This window comes from Shewanella sp. WXL01 (assembly GCF_012263345.1).
Lineage (GTDB): Bacteria > Pseudomonadota > Gammaproteobacteria > Enterobacterales > Shewanellaceae > Shewanella > Shewanella maritima.
On sequence record NZ_JAAIKQ010000002.1, the window covers coordinates 630,049 to 648,474 of the forward strand.

Here is an 18,426-nt window from a genome sequence, read left to right on the forward strand (position 1 = left end):
TTAATAACGGCGCACCCAATTAAGGCTGCGCCGTTTTTGTACCAAACGTTTATAGAAGCAAGTGCTTATAGCAGTAGGTACTTATAGCAGTAAGTGGACGCCAAGTGGCGCTAATTTTTGCTGTTCGCTCATTAAGTCTTGCATTAGCAACTGGTCTTGCTTGTTATGCTCTTTGGTAAATTTGAAACTCAGCTCATTGGCAGATGCATTGAGTTTTACTGCATAGTCTTTGTCGGGTGAACGACCAAGGTTCAACAGTACAGCAAGGCGCAGTATGGTCAGCAAGCGGGTAAATATTAATCGCTGCTGATTATCACCAAAGATTAAGGCTGGATAGTCTATTTTTTTACGATGACACCCAACGAGCAAAGCTAACATTTGTTGTTGCTGCTGGTTAAAGCCAGGGAGATCGGCGTTATCAAGAATGTAACGGCCATGCTTGTGATGAGACTTTGAATTAATTGAAATACCTATCTCATGCAATTGACAAGCACCACTTAACATCCAGTGATAATCACTAAGTTGCCACTTGTCACAGATTTGTTCAAATAGCGCCAGAGCTGTGTCTTGCACCTGGCGAGCCTGAGCGGTATCTGTGTGGTAAAGCTGAGAGAAACTGGTGATCGTTCGCTGGCGAATATCATCTTGGTGTTCAATTCTAGCCAGTTCATACAATACGCCTTCGCGCAGTGCACCTTTTGCGACTTGTAGCTGTTGAATATTCAAACGACGAAAAAAGCCAATCATAATGGCCAGGCCTGCCGCGATTAATGGCAGGCGTTTGTCATCCAAAGAGGGCAGGTTTAGGGTATTAATATGGCCGCATTCGATTAGGTAAGCTTTGAGTGCTTTAAGGTTGTGGTAGGTAATACCGTCAGGGTTGTCAACGATATCATTGATGGCACTGCTAATCGCTTTAGCTGTGCCAGAGCTGCCTAAAACCAAAGACCAGTCTTGATTAAAGTACACAGGCCCTAAGTTGGAAAATTGTTTGTCCGCTGCTTTAACCGCTTGTTTAAATGCTTCCTTGGTGATTGCACCAGTAGTAAAAAAGCGTTTGTTGTAGCTGACACAGCCACATTTTAAGCTGGCAAGGTGGGTTGCTTTTTGCTCGCTTCCTAAAATGACTTCAGTTGAACCGCCACCAATATCAATCACGATATTACTGCTCTGTAGTACCTGACTGTGGGCAATGCCGTTGTAAATAAGTCGCGCTTCTTCGTGCCCAGATACGACATCAATTGGGTAATCCAATGCTTTACGGGCGGCCTTAATAAATACTTGGCGATTTTTAGCCTCCCTAAGGGTATGAGTGGCAACTAATTTTACCCGTGTTTTTGCAAGCTCAGAAAAGCGTTGGCTGAACTCCTTTAGGCATTGCACTCCATTTTTGATAGCCTCTTCAGCCAGTAAGCTTTGGCTATCTAAAAACTTAGCAAGTTGAACCTGACGCTTTTCTTTGTGCAAAATTTGCAAAAGACCGTCTTGCTCGCGCGCGATCACTAAATGAAAGCTGTTTGAGCCCATATCGATAGCGACAAAATGTTGTGAGGTATCTGACATCCGGTTAATTTACCCTAAGCTTCACGTGGCTGTGTAGGTACATCGATTGTATCGGATTTTATCTCAAGTTGCTTTTTTACCCGTTTTTCATGGTTTAACAGATAGTCATGAATCGCAATTTGGCTACGTAACTTTCGCTTGTTTCCCCGCGGTTGATAACGATTATCTTGTTGTAAATTGATGACCCGCGCCTTGGTGTTGTCTCTAAATTGCAAGTCGATGATGTCGCAGATCATGGTTTTTAATTGCTCGTCATAAACTGGCGTGAATACTTCAACCCGCTCATCGATATTACGTGACATCCAGTCTGCTGAACCGATAAATAGCTTTTGCTCACCGTTGGCATGGAAGTACATTACCCGAGAGTGCTCAAGGTAACGGTCGATAATGCTCACTACCTTGATGTTGTCACTAATACCAGGAATTTGTGGCACCAGACTGCACATACCTCGAATAAGCAGTTGGATTTGTACGCCGGCTTGAGAGGCCTCATACAGTTTATCGATAAGCTGTTTATCAACAAGGTTATTAAGTTTGAGCTGAATATGCGCTTTACGTTTTTGTTTCGCTAGCGTGATTTCATTATCGATGAGCGACAGCAATTTACCTCGTGAGTTGTATGGCGAGACAATTAGGTGTTTAAAATCGTCTTTTCGATAAGGGTGCTCAATTAAATCAAACACCTGCTTAACCTCTTTGGCGATCTCTTGGTTGGCGGTGAATAATGAAAAGTCGGTGTAAAAACGCGCAGTACCTTCGTTGAAGTTGCCCGAACCGACATGACAGTAATACTGGTTTTTGCCGTGTTCTTTACGGGTGATCAGGCACAGTTTGGAATGAATTTTTAGGCTTGGTATACCATGGTGAACATTGACGCCAGCTTCTGCGAGACGGCGGGTCCAGTTAATGTTCGACTCTTCATCGAAGCGCGCACGTAGCTCAATTACTGCGGTGACACGTTTACCATTTTTAACCCCGTCAATTAACGACTGCATTATATGACTCTTTTTCGCGACACGATACAGGTTGATGCGAATGGCGCTAACAGCTGGATCATAAGCTGCTTGTCTTACTAGCTCGGTAAAATGTGAGAACTTGTGGTATGGGTAATTAAGCATAATGTCTTTATGCCTAATGGCTTCGAAGCTGTTGTCAAAAGCAAGAAACTGTTGTGAGTCGATGGCATGAAGCTTTTCGTTAATCAGTTTTTTGCGTCCCGGATTTGGGAAGTCCATAAAATCACGAAAGCTATGGTAGCGACCACCTGGAATAAGGCACTCAGTTTCGGTTGAACTGATATTTAGGTGTGCTTTGAGCATATTGAGCATGTGCTGCGGCATATTGCGGTCGTATACTAGGCGCACAGGCTGAGCGTTAAGACGCTTTTTAATCCCCATGGTCATTTGCTCAAGAGTCGTCTTCTCTAGCTCGTTACTCACATCATACTCGGCGTCTCGGGTCATTTTCATTGAGAAGACTTCGATGCTGTCATAATCAAAAAATGGTGTGAACAGGTCGTCAATACAGTGACGAATGATATTGTCGAGCAAGATTAAGTGTTTAATCTTTGTGCCTTTTTCAGATGGAAGCTCAAGGAATCTCGGCACGCTTTTATTGGGAACTTCAACCAGAGCATACTCTTCTTTGTTGGCTTTTTTTAAACTAGCGACGAGATAGGTGGTGCCATCAACGAGGTGCTGCACTAAATCGCTTTCATCAGTAATAATATGTGGTGCAATGTGACGCTTTAGCTGATTGTTAAAGTATTTTCTTAACCAGGCACTGTGGAATTCACTTAGCTGCGACTCGTTAATTAAAAATATATTGCAGCGGGCGAGCTCTTTCATTAGCTCTTGATAGATAAGATCGAACTTTTCTTGAAGCTTTAAGACCTTTTGCTGAATGCTGTTCATCAGTTGCAAACACTTTTGCTGTTTGCGGCCAAAGCCCGTTAGAAGGATAGAGCGCCTAACTGCAGCGACTCTCACCTGAAAAAACTCATCCATGTTGCTAGAAAAAATTCCTAAAAAGCGCACACGTTCAATTAGAGGCACCGCTTTGTCGAAAGCTTCTTGCAGAACTCGTTCGTTAAATGAAAGCCAAGAGAGTTCTTTTTCAATGAAAAGCTGAGTTTGCGCATCGGCCATTAGGTACTCCATATACACCAATAACAATAAGGAATAGTTGGAAAGGTAGAGCTTGAAAATAAAGGTAAGCTGCTGTTTCTAAAGTGTTTATCAGCAGTGGCAACATCCTTTCTATTGTAAATTTAGTATATGACAGATTTATTAAATTAGCCTTTGCAACTCGGTATTAAGTCGGGTTTGTGAGCGTTGTCACTTCGCTGCTATTGAGCTAAAACCAGTGTTTTATTCTCGCTAAATTCGTTTTTCATTTAGTTATCACGACAAACGCTGCTTTTATCGACTGTTAGTGTGAATGGACGTGTTTGTGCTTTAGTTGTAATTCACCGCGTGCTAAATTTGACGGCTTTTTGTTAGTGTGCGCTAGGGCGCTTGAGGGGCAGTTATGTTTGTTGGGTTCGACTATGGCAGTGCCAATTGCTCGGTGGGGATGATTAATGAGGGTGAGGTAGAGCTATTGCCTCTGTTGGATGATTCCAATTATATGCCATCGACGCTGTATGCCTACGATCGCGATCTTATCGCGCAGGCTGTATATCAAAATCTACCAGCAACCGAACAAGCAAGTTTCGCTCAGTTGCGCTCATCTCAACTTGCCCATGCTAAACGCGTTCGCCATGAATTAGACCTAACACCAACTGAGCCTGCCGTGTTTGTAGGCAAAGAAGCTCAAGCACACTATCTTGATATGCCCGAAGAAGGGTTTTATGTCCGTTCACCAAAATCGTTTCTTGGTGCAACGGGGTTGCGAGATGAACAAGTCGCCTTGTTTGAAGATATCGTCACCCTGATGATGCAATATGTTAAGCAGCGCGTAGATAAACTGCTTAATCAAAAAGGGCTAGGTGTTGCCAGTCATGCAGTCATTGGTAGACCCGTTAACTTTCAAGGTATTGGCGGTGAGCAATCTAACAAGCAGGCTGAAGCCATTTTAACCACAGCGGCTAAACGAGCTGGCTTTAAGGAAGTGAGCTTCTTGTTTGAACCATTAGCTGCAGGTATGGATTATGAAGGGCAGCTTGAACAAGATAAAACCGTGTTAGTGGTTGACGTTGGTGGTGGTACAACCGACTGCTCAGTAGTGCGCATGGGGCCAAAGCTAGCAGCCAAGGATGTCAGGCAACAAGATTTTTATGGTCACAGCGGCCAACGTATCGGTGGTAACGATTTAGATATTGCGCTAGCAAAACAAGGCTTTATGCCGCATTTTGGCGACGGGAGTTTGCTTAAAACCGGTAAGCCGTTACCGAATCAGGTTTTTTGGAATGCGGTTGCGGTGAATGACATTAGTGCCCAGCGCGACTTTAGTAGTTTGAGTACCAAAAAGCTGATTGATGATTTAATCAAAGATGCTGCTGAGCCTGCTTTGATTAAAAGGCTGCAAAAAGTGCAGCGCGATCAGCTTAGCTACCAGCTAGTGCGTCAAGCCGAGCTTGCTAAGATTAATTTATCGGATACCGATGTCGCCCAAGCAGATTTAACCATGGTTGAAGCGGATTTAACCCCTACTGTCAGTTTTGATTTATTTACTCAAGCTATTGATGATTCGCTTAATAAAGTCGACAGCTTAATGCGCCAAGCGGTTGAGCAGGCAAAGGCTAACCAAGATTTTAAGCAAGTGGATATTATCTATGTGACTGGCGGTACTGCACGCAGCCCCGCCATTTACAATAAAATTGCCAGTATTTATCCTGATGCAGAAATTGTAGTGGGTGACCACTTCGGCTCGGTGACTGCGGGGCTGACTAAGTGGGCGCAGCGTTGTTATTCATAGTTCATAGATAAATCAGACATCTAGTTCAGTTTAATATTTATCGAAACACTTTTAGGGAAATTCAAATGAAGAAACTTAGCAAAGTACTTGCTTGTTTGTCAGTGATTACAACTATTGGTGCACTCAGCGCCTGTAGCGATGATGTGGGTAAAGTAAGCCTGGGCGTGTTTACCACCAAAGATATTAAACTTAACCACATGAACGATCCAATCGTAACTGGCGTCACTTGCCACGTTGCTAGCATTGAGGCTGACTTAGATTTAGCCGACCCGTCTGACTCCTCTATCTCATGTCGTCAAACTGGTGAAATTACGCTCGATATGATTGCTGCAATTGATAAAAGCAAATCCGGTGAAGTGGTATTCAAGAAGTCAAAAAGTATCTTTTTTAAGAGTATGAAGATTCGCCGTATCTATGATGCTGACAATCAAACCTTGATGTACGTTTCATACTCTACCAAAGAAACCTCAGGTAGCTACAAACACAGTTTATCGACCGTGCCGCTATGGGGTACCAAAGCGTATCAAGCCGCTGCAAAAGTTAGCGTGAATTAATGACCGCCACAGTTACTACTACGAATATCGTTAACGACCGTCAACACTAACACAAACACCAACACCGCAAGAAAAGTCAAAAATCCTCGCTTTGGCTTCTTTAATCTAACTCTCGTTTTCAAGATTAAAGGAGTCAACATGATACGCAGTGTATTCATTACTGGTGCCAATGCAGGGTTGGGCAAGGAGTCTGCCCGACAACTCGCACTTAGAGCTAACATCGACAAAATCTACTTGGGCTGTCGTGATCCGCAAAAAGGTCAAATTGCGCAAGCTGAACTTGAGCAACTCACTGGCCGCAATATCTTTGAAGTTATCACAATAGATGTCAGCAACCTTGATTCTGTTGCTAATGCCGTTAACTCATTACCTCAAAGTGTCGATGCTTTGGTTATGAATGCTGGTGGTACTGGCGGCAAGCATTTCCATAATTTAAACAGCAGCGGTGTAACCGAGATTTTTGCCGTAAATCTACTTGGGCATAGTGTATTGGCTGAGTCGCTGCTCACTAGCGGTAAGCTTAATCACGTGGCAGTTTATGCTGGCTCTGAAGCTGCGAGAGGTGTTGAGGAGATGGGCATGAAGCGCCCAACATTTGATACGTCATCTGTGAGTGAGTTTGTTGGTTTAGCACAAGGGAGTTATTTGAGTTCAGTTAACGATCCCACTGTTGCTTATGGTCCAATTAAATATATGGGCGCATTATGGATGTCGGCAATGGCGCGCCGTTACCCACAAGTACGTTTTGTCACTATGAGCCCAGGTGCAACAATTGGTACCCAAGGATTTGATAGTTTGCCATTGCTAAAACGAGTTATGATGCAATCGGCGATGAAGGTGATGCTATTACTGGGTAAAGCGCACAAGGTTGAAACCGGCGCGAGCCGATACATGGATGCCGTATTCAATGCAAATTATAAGAGCGGTCTATTCTATGCGAGTAGGAAGGGGTTAACAGGTGAGCTAGCTGATCAAGCGACGCTGTTTGCTGATATTGCCAAAGAGCAGTATCAAGAAAATGCCTATCAAGCGATTAAGCAGTTAGCACCAATGTGACAATAGATGACTAGCAAAGGTGACAGTTCGGGCTAAAGAGTAGTTGGTTATTCCTATTCTTTAGCCGCGATTCATTACAATGTATACGTGTTACTTGCGTGCCTTGCCTTGTACGGCTTTAAATCTTGGATTTGATTTGCAAATCACGTAAACGCGACCACGACGTTTAACCACTTGGCAGTCAGGATGGCGCTGTTTAGCGCTTTTTAACGAGCTTAAAACTTTCATTAGCCAAACGTTCCTTTAAATTTGTTCTTAAATTTAGCTACGCGGCCCTGGTTCTTAGTCGTGCGTTGCTCACCAGTGTAGTAAGGATGAGATTGACTCGATACATCAAGGTTATAGTAAGGGTAAGTTTTACCCTGATATTCAATTGTTTGATCAGTCTTTAACGTTGAGCCCACTACAAAGTATGCGTCACACGATGTGTCGTGAAAAACCACTTGGCGGTATTCAGGATGGATATCTGGTTTCATTCGCTTCTCCTTGATAAGTGCAGGAGATAATAAATGCTATAAGGTATCATTGCAAATGATAATTATTTTTATTTGCATCTTAAGGTTGGGCTGATGGTAACTACTTATCGATTGACTAGGGCGAATTTAGCCGTAAAACAAAAACAGGTAGCTGTTAGGCTACCTGGGTATTAATTTTAGTCGATTAAATTACTTAGCTAATGCGATTACTTGCATGAGTTTACGACTAGGTTATAACGCTCAAAAGCAGCATCAAGATCGGCAATCAGGTCATCAACATCTTCAAGTCCGATATGCAATCGAATCAATGGCTTTGATGTATCCCAATTAGTAACCGTGCGGATTTTATCTAGACCAAAATAGCCTAAGATCAGGCTTTCATAACCGCCCCAAGAGAAGCCCATTTTAAAGTGCTGCATGTTTTCAACAAATGCGGTGACAGCTTTAAGGTTGCCTTGCTTTAAGACAAATGAGAACAGACCATTACCGCCACAGAAATCGCGCTTAAAAAACTCATGCCCTGGGCAGGTGTCAAACGCCGGATGTCTTAAATGATCGACTTCTTCACGCGCTGCGAGCCAGTTAGCTACTTTTAGGGCATTTTGTTCGTGCTGTTTAAGACGAACCCCTAAAGTGCGAAGACCACGGTTTGCTAGATAAACGTCATCTGGGGAGGTGGTAAGCCCCATTAAATAGCTGTGTTCACGTAGGCGCGGCCAGTGTTCTTCGTTCGCCGTTGCTGTGCCAATCATCACATCTGAATGACCCACAATGTATTTAGTCGCAGCTTGAATAGAGATGTCGATCCCCATTTCAAATGGTCGGCAATTGATTGGCGATGCCCAGGTGTTATCTAACATGGTGATAATATTGTGCGCCTTGGCAACTTCACAAATGCCAGGTACGTCTTGAATTTCCATGGTAATTGAGCCTGGTGATTCCAAAAATATTACCTTGGTATTAGGGCGAATAAGCTCTTTAATGTCCGCGCCGATGAGCGGGTCGTAATATGTGGTTTCTACGCCGTAACCGGCAAGCAGTTTGTCACATAAATCGCGTGTTGGCTCATAGACGTTGTCGACCATTAACAAATGATCGCCTTGACCTAAGAACGACAATAAAGCGCCACTGATTGCCGCAGCACCTGAAGGGTATAAAGCTGTGCCACAGCCGCCTTCAAGTTCAGCGATAGCTTGTTGAAATGCAAAATGAGTGTGGGTGCCACGGCGCCCGTAAAATAGCTCGCCGTTGGTTTTGTGTTTAATGGCGTGGCGCATGTCATCCATCGAGTCAAACACTACGGTTGATGCACGGTAAACAGGTGGGTTAATAATGCCTTGGGTGTATTTCTTATCTCGGCCTGTGCTGACAATTTGAGTTGCCAATTTATCGTGCTTGCTCATAACGCGCCGCTCTCCTTAAACCACATTTTGGGTAAATAGCTTCTTTATTTTAGCTATCTTAACATCTAGATGGCTAAATGTAAGTGGCTATACTCGCAAATATGAAGTGTTGCTAAATATAAGGTGCTTATAAAAATTGAGTGCTCGTTAATATGAAACAGGCGCGAGCCACCTGACCAATGCCCTTAGCACAAGCCACAGCACTAAAAACTCAGCTCTGCCACACAACCTTGTGGCTCATTGGGTTTGAGTTGAAATTGCCATTGATAGCGTTGGCAAAGCGTATCAACGATAACTAGCCCCAAACCATGGCCAGTTTGGTTGTGCTCATTGTGACTCAGGCCATGCCCGTTGTCGCTAACGGTAATCGCATTCTCACTAATAATGATTTCAATCGCTTTGTTGTCTTGCTCAAGATCTGTGAGCGCATTAATGGCATTTTGTATTAAGTTGCCCAGTAGCATTTTAAGTACGGCTTCACTTGGAATGATATGAGGTGTTGTTTGAATGTCTAGCTTTAAGCTAATACCTCTTTGGTTAGCTGTGGTCACATGGTTCGACAATATCTGCTCTAGCTCTTGTGACTCTAACAGTCTTGGCTGAGCTTGTGAGTTAGGGTTTTCTTGTTTGACGATATGCAGCAGGGCATCGACGGTATTTTGCATATCTTGGCTGGCGCGAACGATACGCTCACGTTGTTTTTGTTGAAATGCCTGCTCTTGATTGTGACCAAGTAACACTGCTGCGCCGCGCACGATACTCAGTGGTGTTCTCAATTCATGGCTGGCATAACGTGCAAAGGCCTGTTCCTGTTTAATGCGTTGCTCGCTGTTTTCGCGGTATTGATTGAGGCTGTCGGTTAGAATGCCAAACTCGGTTACCGCGCGGCTGCTAATCGTAAAAGAGTCTGGTAGCGGGTGTTGCTGCAGCTGATCGCTTAGCTGATTGATAGGTTTGATCATTGGGCTCAGCACTTTGGTCGCGACCGTGTTGAGAATGACAAATAACACAGACATTAGCAGTACACAAAATAATAAAGTGCGTTGCCATTGCACATCGGTGAGCTCAGAGTATTGTGCTAGCGAGATAATATACACTTCTTGCACGCCCTTACTGGTGACTAGTTTGGTTTTGTAGACAAAGTAATCAATAGATTGGCTATGAATTTCGGTTTGGTATTCACTGGGGAACTGGGCGGCTTCTTTAAACTCATCTGGCAGTTGCTCTGCGTGAGAATAGGCGATGACCGTTGGCGAAACCGTTAGCGGAAATCCCGCAGATTGCTCCAAAGCTTCTCCAACATAGGGTTTTGCTTGCTCAAGATTCCTAAGGCTTACCTGATCTTCAACCCATTGCATGACGCCAACCATGACTAAAAATACAAACCCAGCACTGATAAAGCTGATGGCTGCAAACGCAAGCCTTAGCAGCGTCATCAGGGAGCGAGAGGAATATTGGCCGGTGGAGGCTTTGTCTTTGGGCATGGTATGAAACGCCTTGCTGTTTTTAAGATTGTTGTAATTTAAAGCCAACTTTTGGCACTGTCACTAACATAGGTGTGGCGAAGGGCTTATCCAGTTGAGTCCGCAGTTGATAAATATGGCTGCGTAGAATGTCTTGTCCTGGTGGATTATCACCCCAAAGCTGCTCAATGACTTGCTCGCGGGTAACCAGGTTAGGTGCATATTGAGTTAGTAACACCAGAATTTGATAGGTGGTGGGTGTGAGTACTAGCGTTTGCCCTGCGCGCATTGCTTTGTGCTGAGCAAGATTAATACTGAGCTCTGAAAAGCTAATTTCATTAGGTGCCACCTGACCTTTGTGCCTTTTTACCAATGCCTTGACTCTGGCGTAAACCTCTTCTAAATCAAATGGCTTACCTAGGTAATCATCGGCGCCGACATCAAAGCCTTGTAGCAAGTCTTGTTTACTATCAAGGGCGGTCAACATTAAAACAGGGGTGATGCAGGCTTGCTGGCGCAATTGACGGCATAGGGTAAGGCCGTCGATTTTTGGCAGCATTAAATCAAGAATGATGGCGTCAAATGCGGTTTGAAGTGCGAGTTTTAGTCCTTGTTCACCATTGGTCGCATAATCTAACTCGCAACCAAGTGCCTCAAAGTAATCACCTAACACGCCAGCCACATCATGGTTGTCTTCAATTATTAGAATTTTCATTTAGCCAAGATAAACAGTCATCACGTTATTGAGTAAATTATCACATGTGCAATGTGTAAGAAATGTCGTCGACATTTCTTACACGCGCACTTGTTCATAATCCAATTCTATTTTTTAAGTGGACAAGATTATGGTTGTGAACACCCACCTAACAGCAGTTTCTCCGGTCACCTTATCGATTGTGATCCCCATGTATAACGAGGTTGAAGGCATTGATGTGCTGTTCGAGCGTTTAAATACACTCATTAGCGATATGGATGACTTGTGTGAGGTGGTTTTTGTCGATGACGGCAGTCACGACGGTACCTGGCAATACTTGCTGCAAAAACACAGCTTACACTTTGAGACGCAATACATTCGCTTGAGCCGTAACTTTGGTAAAGAGGCGGCGATGACAGCCGGTTTAGAGAGTGTTCGCGGTGAAGCGGTCATTTTGCTCGACGCTGATCTACAAGATCCGCCTGAGCTGATACCTGAAATGCTTGCCAAGTGGCGTGAGGGCTTTGATGTTGTCAACATGAAGCGCCGCAAGCGCCATGGGGAAACCTGGTTTAAGCGTTTTTCTGCGGCATGCTTTTACAAATTAATGAATTGGCTTTCAGATACGCCAGTTCATGAAAATGTAGGTGATTTTAGATTACTCAGCCGCCAGGTCGTTGATCACATCAATGCCATGCCTGAACGAAATCGTTTTATGAAAGGAATTTTGAGCTGGCCAGGCTTTGCACAAGCTACTATCGAGTTTGATAGGCACAGCCGTCAATGTGGTGATACTAAATGGAACTATGGCTCGCTGATAGGTTTAGCGATGGACGGTATTACTTCTTTCAGTTTCAAACCATTGAGACTAGCAACATACTCTGGCGTTACGATTGGCGTGTTTGCCTTGGTATACGGCCTGTGGATTATGACTAAAACCTTAGTGTTTGGCGAAGCTGTGGCGGGTTATGCCTCAATTATGGTGACGCAATTGTTTCTTGCGGGTGTGCAGTTGCTTGCTATTGGCTTAATTGGTGAATATGTCGGCAGGGTATTTGTGGAAGTGAAACAGCGACCGATTTTCATTGTGGCACAAGCTTATCAGCAACACCGCAGTGATAAACCATTTTCCGTTTCTCAAAGGCAGCAATTACAAGCTAACACTGTGCCTAATGCTTTTAGTTACGGTAGCAACAACGCGCCCGGTCCTATAACCAATACAGTGACAGCCTTTAACTCTGCCAAAGAGGTGAATGGCTAATGTTGAGTATCAGACAAAAGCAATTATTGGGTGTGCTGATTACAGCTCTTTTCATTCGTTTAATTTCATTGCATTTTTATCCGCTAATGGACACAACTGAAGCCCGCTACGGCGAAATGGCACGCCTGATGGTGGAAACGGGTAACTGGTTAACGCCATTGTTTGATTATGGCGTGCCGTTTTGGGGTAAACCGCCACTGCAAAATTGGATGAGCGCAGGCTCAATCGCGTTATTTACCAATAATGAGTTCTTTTTAAGGCTACCTCATTTTATCGCTGGGCTGTTTACGTTAATAGCTGTGGCGCTATTTGCTAAACAGTTTGCTATCAGTCGTCTAAATGTCGCATTGGTGCTGTCGACCATTTGTGTATTTTACGTGTGTTTAGGCACCGTAATGACAGATATGGGCTTGTTATTAGCGGTCACCTTGGCCTATATCGGGTTCTACTTAGCATTCACAAAGCATAAATCCTTTGCTTATATCGGCTTCATTGGACTTGGCATTGGGTTATTAGCAAAAGGGCCGGTGGCATTAGTAATATTCTTTATCGGCTCTGGCTTATGGTTATTGTGGCATTTCGGCGCAGTAAAAATGTGGTCGCAGTTAGTGCTAAAAGTACCGCTTATTAGTGGTTTTGCTTTAATGCTATTGCTCGCCGCGCCCTGGTATTGGATGGCAGAGCAAGCGACACCGGGCTTTTTAGAATATTTTTTAATTGGAGAGCATTACTCGCGCTTTGTAGATAGTGGCTGGCAAGGGGACTTGTACGGCTCTGCGCATGACCAACCAAGAGGTAAAATCTGGCTATTCTTTGCTTTTGCAGGCTTACCGTGGACGCTATTTATTCCAGCAGCGCTGTATAAATTATATCAACGGCATAATGGATTTGATGGTTTAACTAAGTTTTTGATCTGCTGGATGCTGTCGCCACTTATCTTGTTTACCTTGGCGGGCAACATTTTACCCGCATACGTGCTGCCGGCGGCGCCAGCGCTGGCATTGTTAGTTGCGTATGCGTGGAAAGAACACGGCGTTGCCCACCTTGCTAAAGTTGCCGCATTTATACCCGTGCTTTTGCTAGTCGCATTAGCAATGGTTAACTCGGGCATTGATAAGCAAAAAAGTGATAAATGGCTGTTATCGCAGCGTAGTGAAGATCACCGTGTATTTTATTGGTTGCAACAAGAATTCTCTGGGCGGTATTACACCCAAGGGCAAGCAAAACTTATTGATCAAAATACTCTGCAAGAGGTGACACAGTCACAGTTTTATCTGGTTGCCCATCATAAACACATTGATGTTTCATTACCGCCATTTAGCCGCTGTATCCAGCAGGCAAATACTCAAGATAAGTCACTGTTATTGTGCCGTTCTTCTGCTTCGACATCGGCATATGAATTGAAGGCAAAATCTGATGACTTAGCCGTCGAGCAGTTGAGTCGTCACTGATGAGTCAGCCAGCTTTTGAGACTGAGAGTCAAAATGGCGAAGTCGCGCTTTCCTCTGAGCGGCCTAGGTACAGTAAATTTGCTCTAAAACATAAGTTTAGCCTGATTAACCCAAGCTTTTATCGTTTTGTGTTGGTTGGTGGCGGTAGCTTTATTATCGATGCCAGCATGTATTTTTTACTCATTGAGTTTGTGTTTACTGGTGATACAGGTGCGGCGCAATTTGCTCGCGCTATTGCCATGTTAGTTGGATTGCTATTGACGTGGATTGGCCACAGATATTACAGCTTTGGCAAGCGAAAACAGCTGAGCGCCAAGGCACAATTCAAGTGGGTTGTGCTGGTGGCAGTATGTTCAATTAGCGTGAACTTTATTGGCTTTAGTTTGATGCATACCTTGTTGCCCCAACATACTTTGGCGAGTTTATTTAGCCTAGGCTTTGGCGTGGGCTTAGGGCTGGTGGTCAATTGGCTTGGCGCAAATTACCTCACTTATCGTAATGTCGCGGCGCAAGCAAAGCAGCTTTGTGGGTTGACTAAATAGATCGGTTGACTAAATAGATGAAACAGCGCCTATCAGGATGTCTCGATAGGCGCTTTAGGTAATACCACTTATTTGAGCTGGCTCGCTGCACCAGCTTGCTACACTATGCGAATTGCTAAGAGACTCGCTCAAGGAATCGCTCACATAATAGCTTTCGAACAATTAGTTAAGCGGAAGTGTCACGCAAATTTCAACCCCTTGTCCTGATTGCGTCTCCACATTCGTCGCACTGATTGTACCGTTATGGAATTCACTAATTAATCTTGCGATATACAAGCCTAAGCCCAGATGTGGCTTGCTGCTGGCTTCTTGCGGGCGTACTGACACCATAGACTCAAAAATTTGATCGTTCATGTTCTCGGGCAGTAATGGCCCAACATTGGTGACCTTGATGATAGCTTGCTTATTGTATTGCGTGAGACTCACGTCAATGGCGCTATCATCAGCGCTAAATTCTATGGCGTTGTTGATGAGTTTGTCCATTAGCTGCGCGATGTATTCTGGCACACCATGACACTGCATCGGCTTGTCTTCAATGTGAGTGCTAAAGCTTTGCTGAGGGTAGGTTAGCTGATACCCCTGTATGCAACCTGCAATTACTTTTTGCAGCGGGAAATCATTGGTTTCAGCTTTAGTAAGACTTTCTTCTAAGCGGGTCGCTTCACTTAAATTGTTAAGAATAAGGTGCAGGCGATTGACCCCTTCCTGGGCGCGATTAACGTATTTTTCTGTGGGTTCATCTAATTGCTGTAAGCTTAGGTGTTCAAGGGAGCTACGCACCACGGCCACTGGCGTGCGTAGCTCGTGTGACAATCTTGACGACATATTCTCTAAATAATGGGTGTACTGACCTAAGCGGCTGACAATACTTGAGAAGCTGCGCGATAGATCGCCAATTTCATCTCTGTTTTTTGAAGGCTCAATTTGCTGGCGTACACGTCCTTGAGCATCAATAGCGGTTTCAGCCTGGTCGCGTAAGCGGCGAATGCGGCTAGAAATGCTCGATGCAAAAATAAATAGCGCCAATGTGCCCATGCTCATGATGGTGAGAATAATATTGAACAGTTTTTCTAGTGCTTTATTTCGCAGCGAGCGAATGCCGTGAGTGGTTTCTTCCGCTATCACCACACCCATGACTTTATCGTCAATCCAAATAGGGCTTGCCGCGGCTAAGATCACCGCTTTACTGTCGGGTGTTAGCCTCCAGGTTGAGCCAGGCTTACCCTCAAGCGCTTTTTCGATATGGCTGCCACTTAACTCGGTAGAGTCTTGCAAAGAGTCAATAAAGTCTTGTGGTGGGCGGGTGAGGATTTTGTAATACAGGGGCAGTAAATATTGGCTATGGAATTTCTCCCAGCCGCTGTTATCAGTTTCTAGTAGGGCCGTGCTCTTCCAGGCGTTGCTAGATGAGCGAATATCGCCCGATTTAGCCAGTACGCGGCCGTGGTTATCCACTACCCAAATCCGTGAGCTGTTGTGGCTCATGCCTTTGATAATACTTTCGATTTCAGGTGAGGGAACCAACACTGTACCAAGGTTTGCCACCGAGTTAGTTTGCGATGTACCGATAATGTTGACTAAATCGCGAGTTTGTTTGCTGTCGACATTATGAATGGCGAAACCAAGCTTGCTGCCAACCATTGAAAGTGGCACTCGAAACTCAATGTTGTAGCCTTGTTTCGTCAGACGCCAGTGACCTTGAATACGCACTTCTGGGGTAACAGGAATGCTTTGACTTGGGTCGGCTGGCAGCTCAAATGCACTTAGCCAGCCTTGTTCTGTATTGGCAATAATGTAACGCTTAAATTCGCCAGCAGGGGTTAGCGTAGCCATGACGAGATGATCGTTTCTGTCTACTCTAAGGCTGTTTTTGCCACGAAAGATGACATTGGCATCGCTTACTTGAAAAAATCCGTACAGGTATCCTGCATATTTACCCACCATATGAGTAAAGCGAATATCAGGGGTATCTTGCTCGTCACGTTGATATAGCAGATTATCTTTGCCGTATTCCAGCATACGGTGAGCATATGGTTGCCAGTCGTGCAGTTTACCGTCTAGCTGAATAGGGCCAGCAAGCGGGTAGGCATAAAGATCACGGCCTTTTTCAACCTGGCTTAAAAAGCTTGCCTGATTGTCAAACAGTTTTGGACGTTCGTGTAAGGCAGTGGCCAGCGCTTGAGTTGTGCCCTCTAAGGTCTTTTCTTGACCGTGACGCAGGTATTTCTCCATCTCCCACACATACTGATAACCAAGCCAGGGCAGGCACAGTAAGAATAGCGACAGGATAACGACTTTGGCTCTAAGCCCTAATGGTAAATACATGAATAACCTTGGTTAAGATACTTTCGATTGCTTTACAAGCTGTCCCAGCGATAGCCCATGCCATATACGGTATCGATACAGTCAAAGTCACTATCAACGGCGAGAAACTTCTTGCGAATACGCTTTACGTGCGAGGTAATTGTGCTGTCATCAACGTAGATTTTGGCGTCTGCCATTAAATCTTGGCGGCTACGCACATGGCCTGGGTGTTTTGCCATGGCGTGCACCATCCAAAACTCGGTTACTGTTAGCTCAATCGGGGTTTGCTTCCAGCTCACCTGAATACGGTTGGCATCAATGGTAAGTGGGCCTCGCTCCATCAAGTTATCTTCAATTGGACTTGAGCTGATCAGCTCTGAGCGGCGAAATAGTGCGGCAATCCGTGCAATAAGATGAGGAAAGCTGACATCTTTTGATAAGTAGTCGTCAGCCCCTAAGCGCAGACCGCAAACCGTATCAATGTCGCTATCGCGAGCAGTTAAAAAAATGATCGGCAAGGTGCTCGACATATTGCGCAGTGCTTGGCACAGAGTAAAACCGCCGTCGATTTCTTCTTCAAGTCCAATATCTAAAATGGCCAAATCAGGTAAGCGACTGTTAAAAGCTTGCATGGCTTCTGGGCGATTAGCATAGGCCTGAACTTGATAGCCTTGCTGCTGCAATACATCTTTATAGTTCTCGCGGATCGCCGCTTCATCTTCAACTATGGCAATTCTTTTCATCGTCTCTGTATCTTTCTAACACACTCATTTTTCGTATAACGCTGACTATACAGTAAATTTAGCCGCAAAAAAGCGAACTGAGGCAATTGCCATATTGTTGCCACATTTGATCTTTGCATTGCCATTTTTGATGCCAAAAAAAGCCATTTGGGCATTGTTTAATAGCTTCATCGAGTTCAGGAACACACATTCTGAAACGCAAATTTAAATAACACCTAAAAGGATGAAGCACATGAAAAAGCAAACTATCGCCATTGCACTAATCGCCACTCTTTCGCTATCAAACATGGCAGTTGCCGCGCCGCAAAGCGCAGATATTGAAGAGCGTGAACACACAGAAGAATTAGTAGGTTTGAGTTCTGGTTTAGTGTTTGGCGCAGTTGTGGGTGGCCCGGTTGGCGCATTTATCGGCGCATTTACGGGCTCACTTATTGGTAAATCTGTTGGTGATGACAGTGAGATTGCGGCGCAGCAAGCCAAAATCAGTGAGCAAAGCTCAACCATCACTGCCATGGAGCGTAACAATCAATCATTGCAAGAGATGACCCAAGCCTACAACGAGGCACAAGTGCAGCTGGCACAAATTAAAGCAACTCAACAACAAGTGCTTGATGAGTTAAGCATGGGCATGAATGTACAGTTTAAAACCGGCTCTAGTCATATTGAACCTATCTTCAAACAGCAACTTGATAACGTGGCTTACATGATGAATGTATCGCCAGAGTTAACCCTTGATTTAACCGGCTATGCCGATCGCCGCGGTGACTCTAGCTACAACCAGGTGTTATCTGAGCAGCGTTTACTTGAAGTGACTAACTATCTGACAGCGCAGGGCATTGATGCGAGTCGCTTACAAGGCCAAGCCTATGGTGCTACTGCACCATTGCATCAAGAGCAGAACTTTGAAAATGACTTCTTTGATCGCCGCGTGACCTTAAAACTTGGTGCTAAGCACGGCGAACTTGCTTCTAACTAACCCCTTCTATTTATTGAAATTA

16 protein-coding genes are annotated in these 18,426 nt (G+C 44.6%); 7 read left to right on the forward strand and 9 right to left on the reverse strand.

What is annotated here, in order from left to right; all coding sequences use genetic code 11:
- Positions 1 to 81: 81 nt before the first annotated feature.
- Positions 82 to 1,563 (reverse strand): Ppx/GppA phosphatase family protein, encoded by a 1,482-nt coding sequence (locus tag G3R49_RS07845; RefSeq protein WP_167869249.1) that lies wholly within the window; start codon positions 1,561 to 1,563, stop codon positions 82 to 84.
- 14 nt (positions 1,564 to 1,577) lie between these two features.
- On the reverse strand, positions 1,578 to 3,710 hold the full coding sequence (gene ppk1 / locus G3R49_RS07850; RefSeq protein WP_167869250.1) for a polyphosphate kinase 1: 2,133 nt from the start codon (positions 3,708 to 3,710) through the stop codon (positions 1,578 to 1,580).
- 382 nt (positions 3,711 to 4,092) lie between these two features.
- Here ppk1 and yegD point away from each other — a divergent pair, with 382 nt between their 5' ends.
- From yegD to G3R49_RS07865, 3 genes are all read left to right on the forward strand, one after another.
- On the forward strand, positions 4,093 to 5,481 hold the full coding sequence (gene yegD / locus G3R49_RS07855) for a molecular chaperone (protein ID WP_167869251.1): 1,389 nt from the start codon (positions 4,093 to 4,095) through the stop codon (positions 5,479 to 5,481).
- A gap of 65 nt (positions 5,482 to 5,546) precedes the next feature.
- Entirely contained in the window at positions 5,547 to 6,035 is a 489-nt protein-coding gene (locus G3R49_RS07860; RefSeq protein WP_130597490.1) for a CreA family protein, read from the forward strand.
- Between the two features lie 138 nt (positions 6,036 to 6,173).
- Positions 6,174 to 7,091, forward strand: a complete 918-nt coding sequence (locus tag G3R49_RS07865; protein ID WP_167869252.1) for an SDR family NAD(P)-dependent oxidoreductase — start codon at positions 6,174 to 6,176, stop codon at positions 7,089 to 7,091.
- A 90-nt stretch (positions 7,092 to 7,181) separates the two neighbouring features.
- On the opposite strand, the gene ykgO is transcribed toward G3R49_RS07865, so the two are convergent.
- The 5 genes from ykgO to G3R49_RS07890 all read right to left on the reverse strand — a co-directional run bounded on the left by ykgO (position 7,182) and on the right by G3R49_RS07890 (position 11,148).
- Positions 7,182 to 7,319 carry a type B 50S ribosomal protein L36 gene (ykgO, locus tag G3R49_RS07870; RefSeq protein WP_130597488.1) on the reverse strand — a complete coding sequence of 46 codons (138 nt, stop codon included), beginning with the start codon at positions 7,317 to 7,319 and terminating at the stop codon, positions 7,182 to 7,184.
- Positions 7,319 to 7,567, reverse strand: coding sequence for a type B 50S ribosomal protein L31 (locus G3R49_RS07875; protein WP_130597487.1), 249 nt, complete (start codon positions 7,565 to 7,567; stop codon positions 7,319 to 7,321). The genes ykgO and G3R49_RS07875 overlap by 1 nt, the downstream gene beginning before the upstream one ends.
- Before the next feature lie 206 nt (positions 7,568 to 7,773).
- Positions 7,774 to 8,970, reverse strand: a complete 1,197-nt coding sequence (locus G3R49_RS07880) for a cystathionine beta-lyase (RefSeq protein WP_167869253.1) — start codon at positions 8,968 to 8,970, stop codon at positions 7,774 to 7,776.
- A gap of 203 nt (positions 8,971 to 9,173) precedes the next feature.
- Entirely contained in the window at positions 9,174 to 10,454 is a 1,281-nt protein-coding gene (locus G3R49_RS07885) for a HAMP domain-containing sensor histidine kinase (protein ID WP_167869254.1), read from the reverse strand.
- 22 nt (positions 10,455 to 10,476) lie between these two features.
- The gene (locus G3R49_RS07890) at positions 10,477 to 11,148 is read right to left on the reverse strand and encodes a response regulator transcription factor (protein WP_167869255.1); all 672 of its coding nucleotides are present in this window, start codon (positions 11,146 to 11,148) and stop codon (positions 10,477 to 10,479) included.
- A gap of 130 nt (positions 11,149 to 11,278) precedes the next feature.
- Here G3R49_RS07890 and G3R49_RS07895 point away from each other — a divergent pair, with 130 nt between their 5' ends.
- Genes G3R49_RS07895 through G3R49_RS07905 form a run of 3 tightly spaced genes read left to right on the forward strand, consistent with a single transcriptional unit; the run spans position 11,279 to position 14,381 of the window.
- Positions 11,279 to 12,388 (forward strand): glycosyltransferase family 2 protein, encoded by a 1,110-nt coding sequence (locus tag G3R49_RS07895; RefSeq protein WP_167869256.1) that lies wholly within the window; start codon positions 11,279 to 11,281, stop codon positions 12,386 to 12,388.
- A complete protein-coding gene (locus G3R49_RS07900; RefSeq protein WP_167869257.1) occupies positions 12,388 to 13,839 on the forward strand; it encodes a glycosyltransferase family 39 protein in 1,452 nt (483 codons plus the stop codon). Before G3R49_RS07895 ends, G3R49_RS07900 begins: the two co-directional genes overlap by 1 nt.
- Positions 13,839 to 14,381, forward strand: coding sequence for a GtrA family protein (locus G3R49_RS07905; RefSeq protein ID WP_167869258.1), 543 nt, complete (start codon positions 13,839 to 13,841; stop codon positions 14,379 to 14,381). The genes G3R49_RS07900 and G3R49_RS07905 overlap by 1 nt, the downstream gene beginning before the upstream one ends.
- Positions 14,382 to 14,543: 162 nt before the next feature.
- On the opposite strand, the gene pdsS is transcribed toward G3R49_RS07905, so the two are convergent.
- Positions 14,544 to 16,706: a proteobacterial dedicated sortase system histidine kinase gene (gene pdsS, locus G3R49_RS07910; protein WP_167869259.1), complete on the reverse strand. Its 2,163-nt coding sequence runs from the start codon at positions 16,704 to 16,706 to the stop codon at positions 14,544 to 14,546.
- 32 nt (positions 16,707 to 16,738) lie between these two features.
- Entirely contained in the window at positions 16,739 to 17,428 is a 690-nt protein-coding gene (pdsR, locus tag G3R49_RS07915) for a proteobacterial dedicated sortase system response regulator (RefSeq protein ID WP_130597479.1), read from the reverse strand.
- Between the two features lie 232 nt (positions 17,429 to 17,660).
- Here pdsR and pdsO point away from each other — a divergent pair, with 232 nt between their 5' ends.
- Complete coding sequence (gene pdsO, locus G3R49_RS07920; RefSeq protein WP_167869260.1) at positions 17,661 to 18,404, forward strand: sortase-associated OmpA-like protein PdsO; 744 nt, start codon at positions 17,661 to 17,663, stop codon at positions 18,402 to 18,404.
- Positions 18,405 to 18,426: the final 22 nt, after the last annotated feature.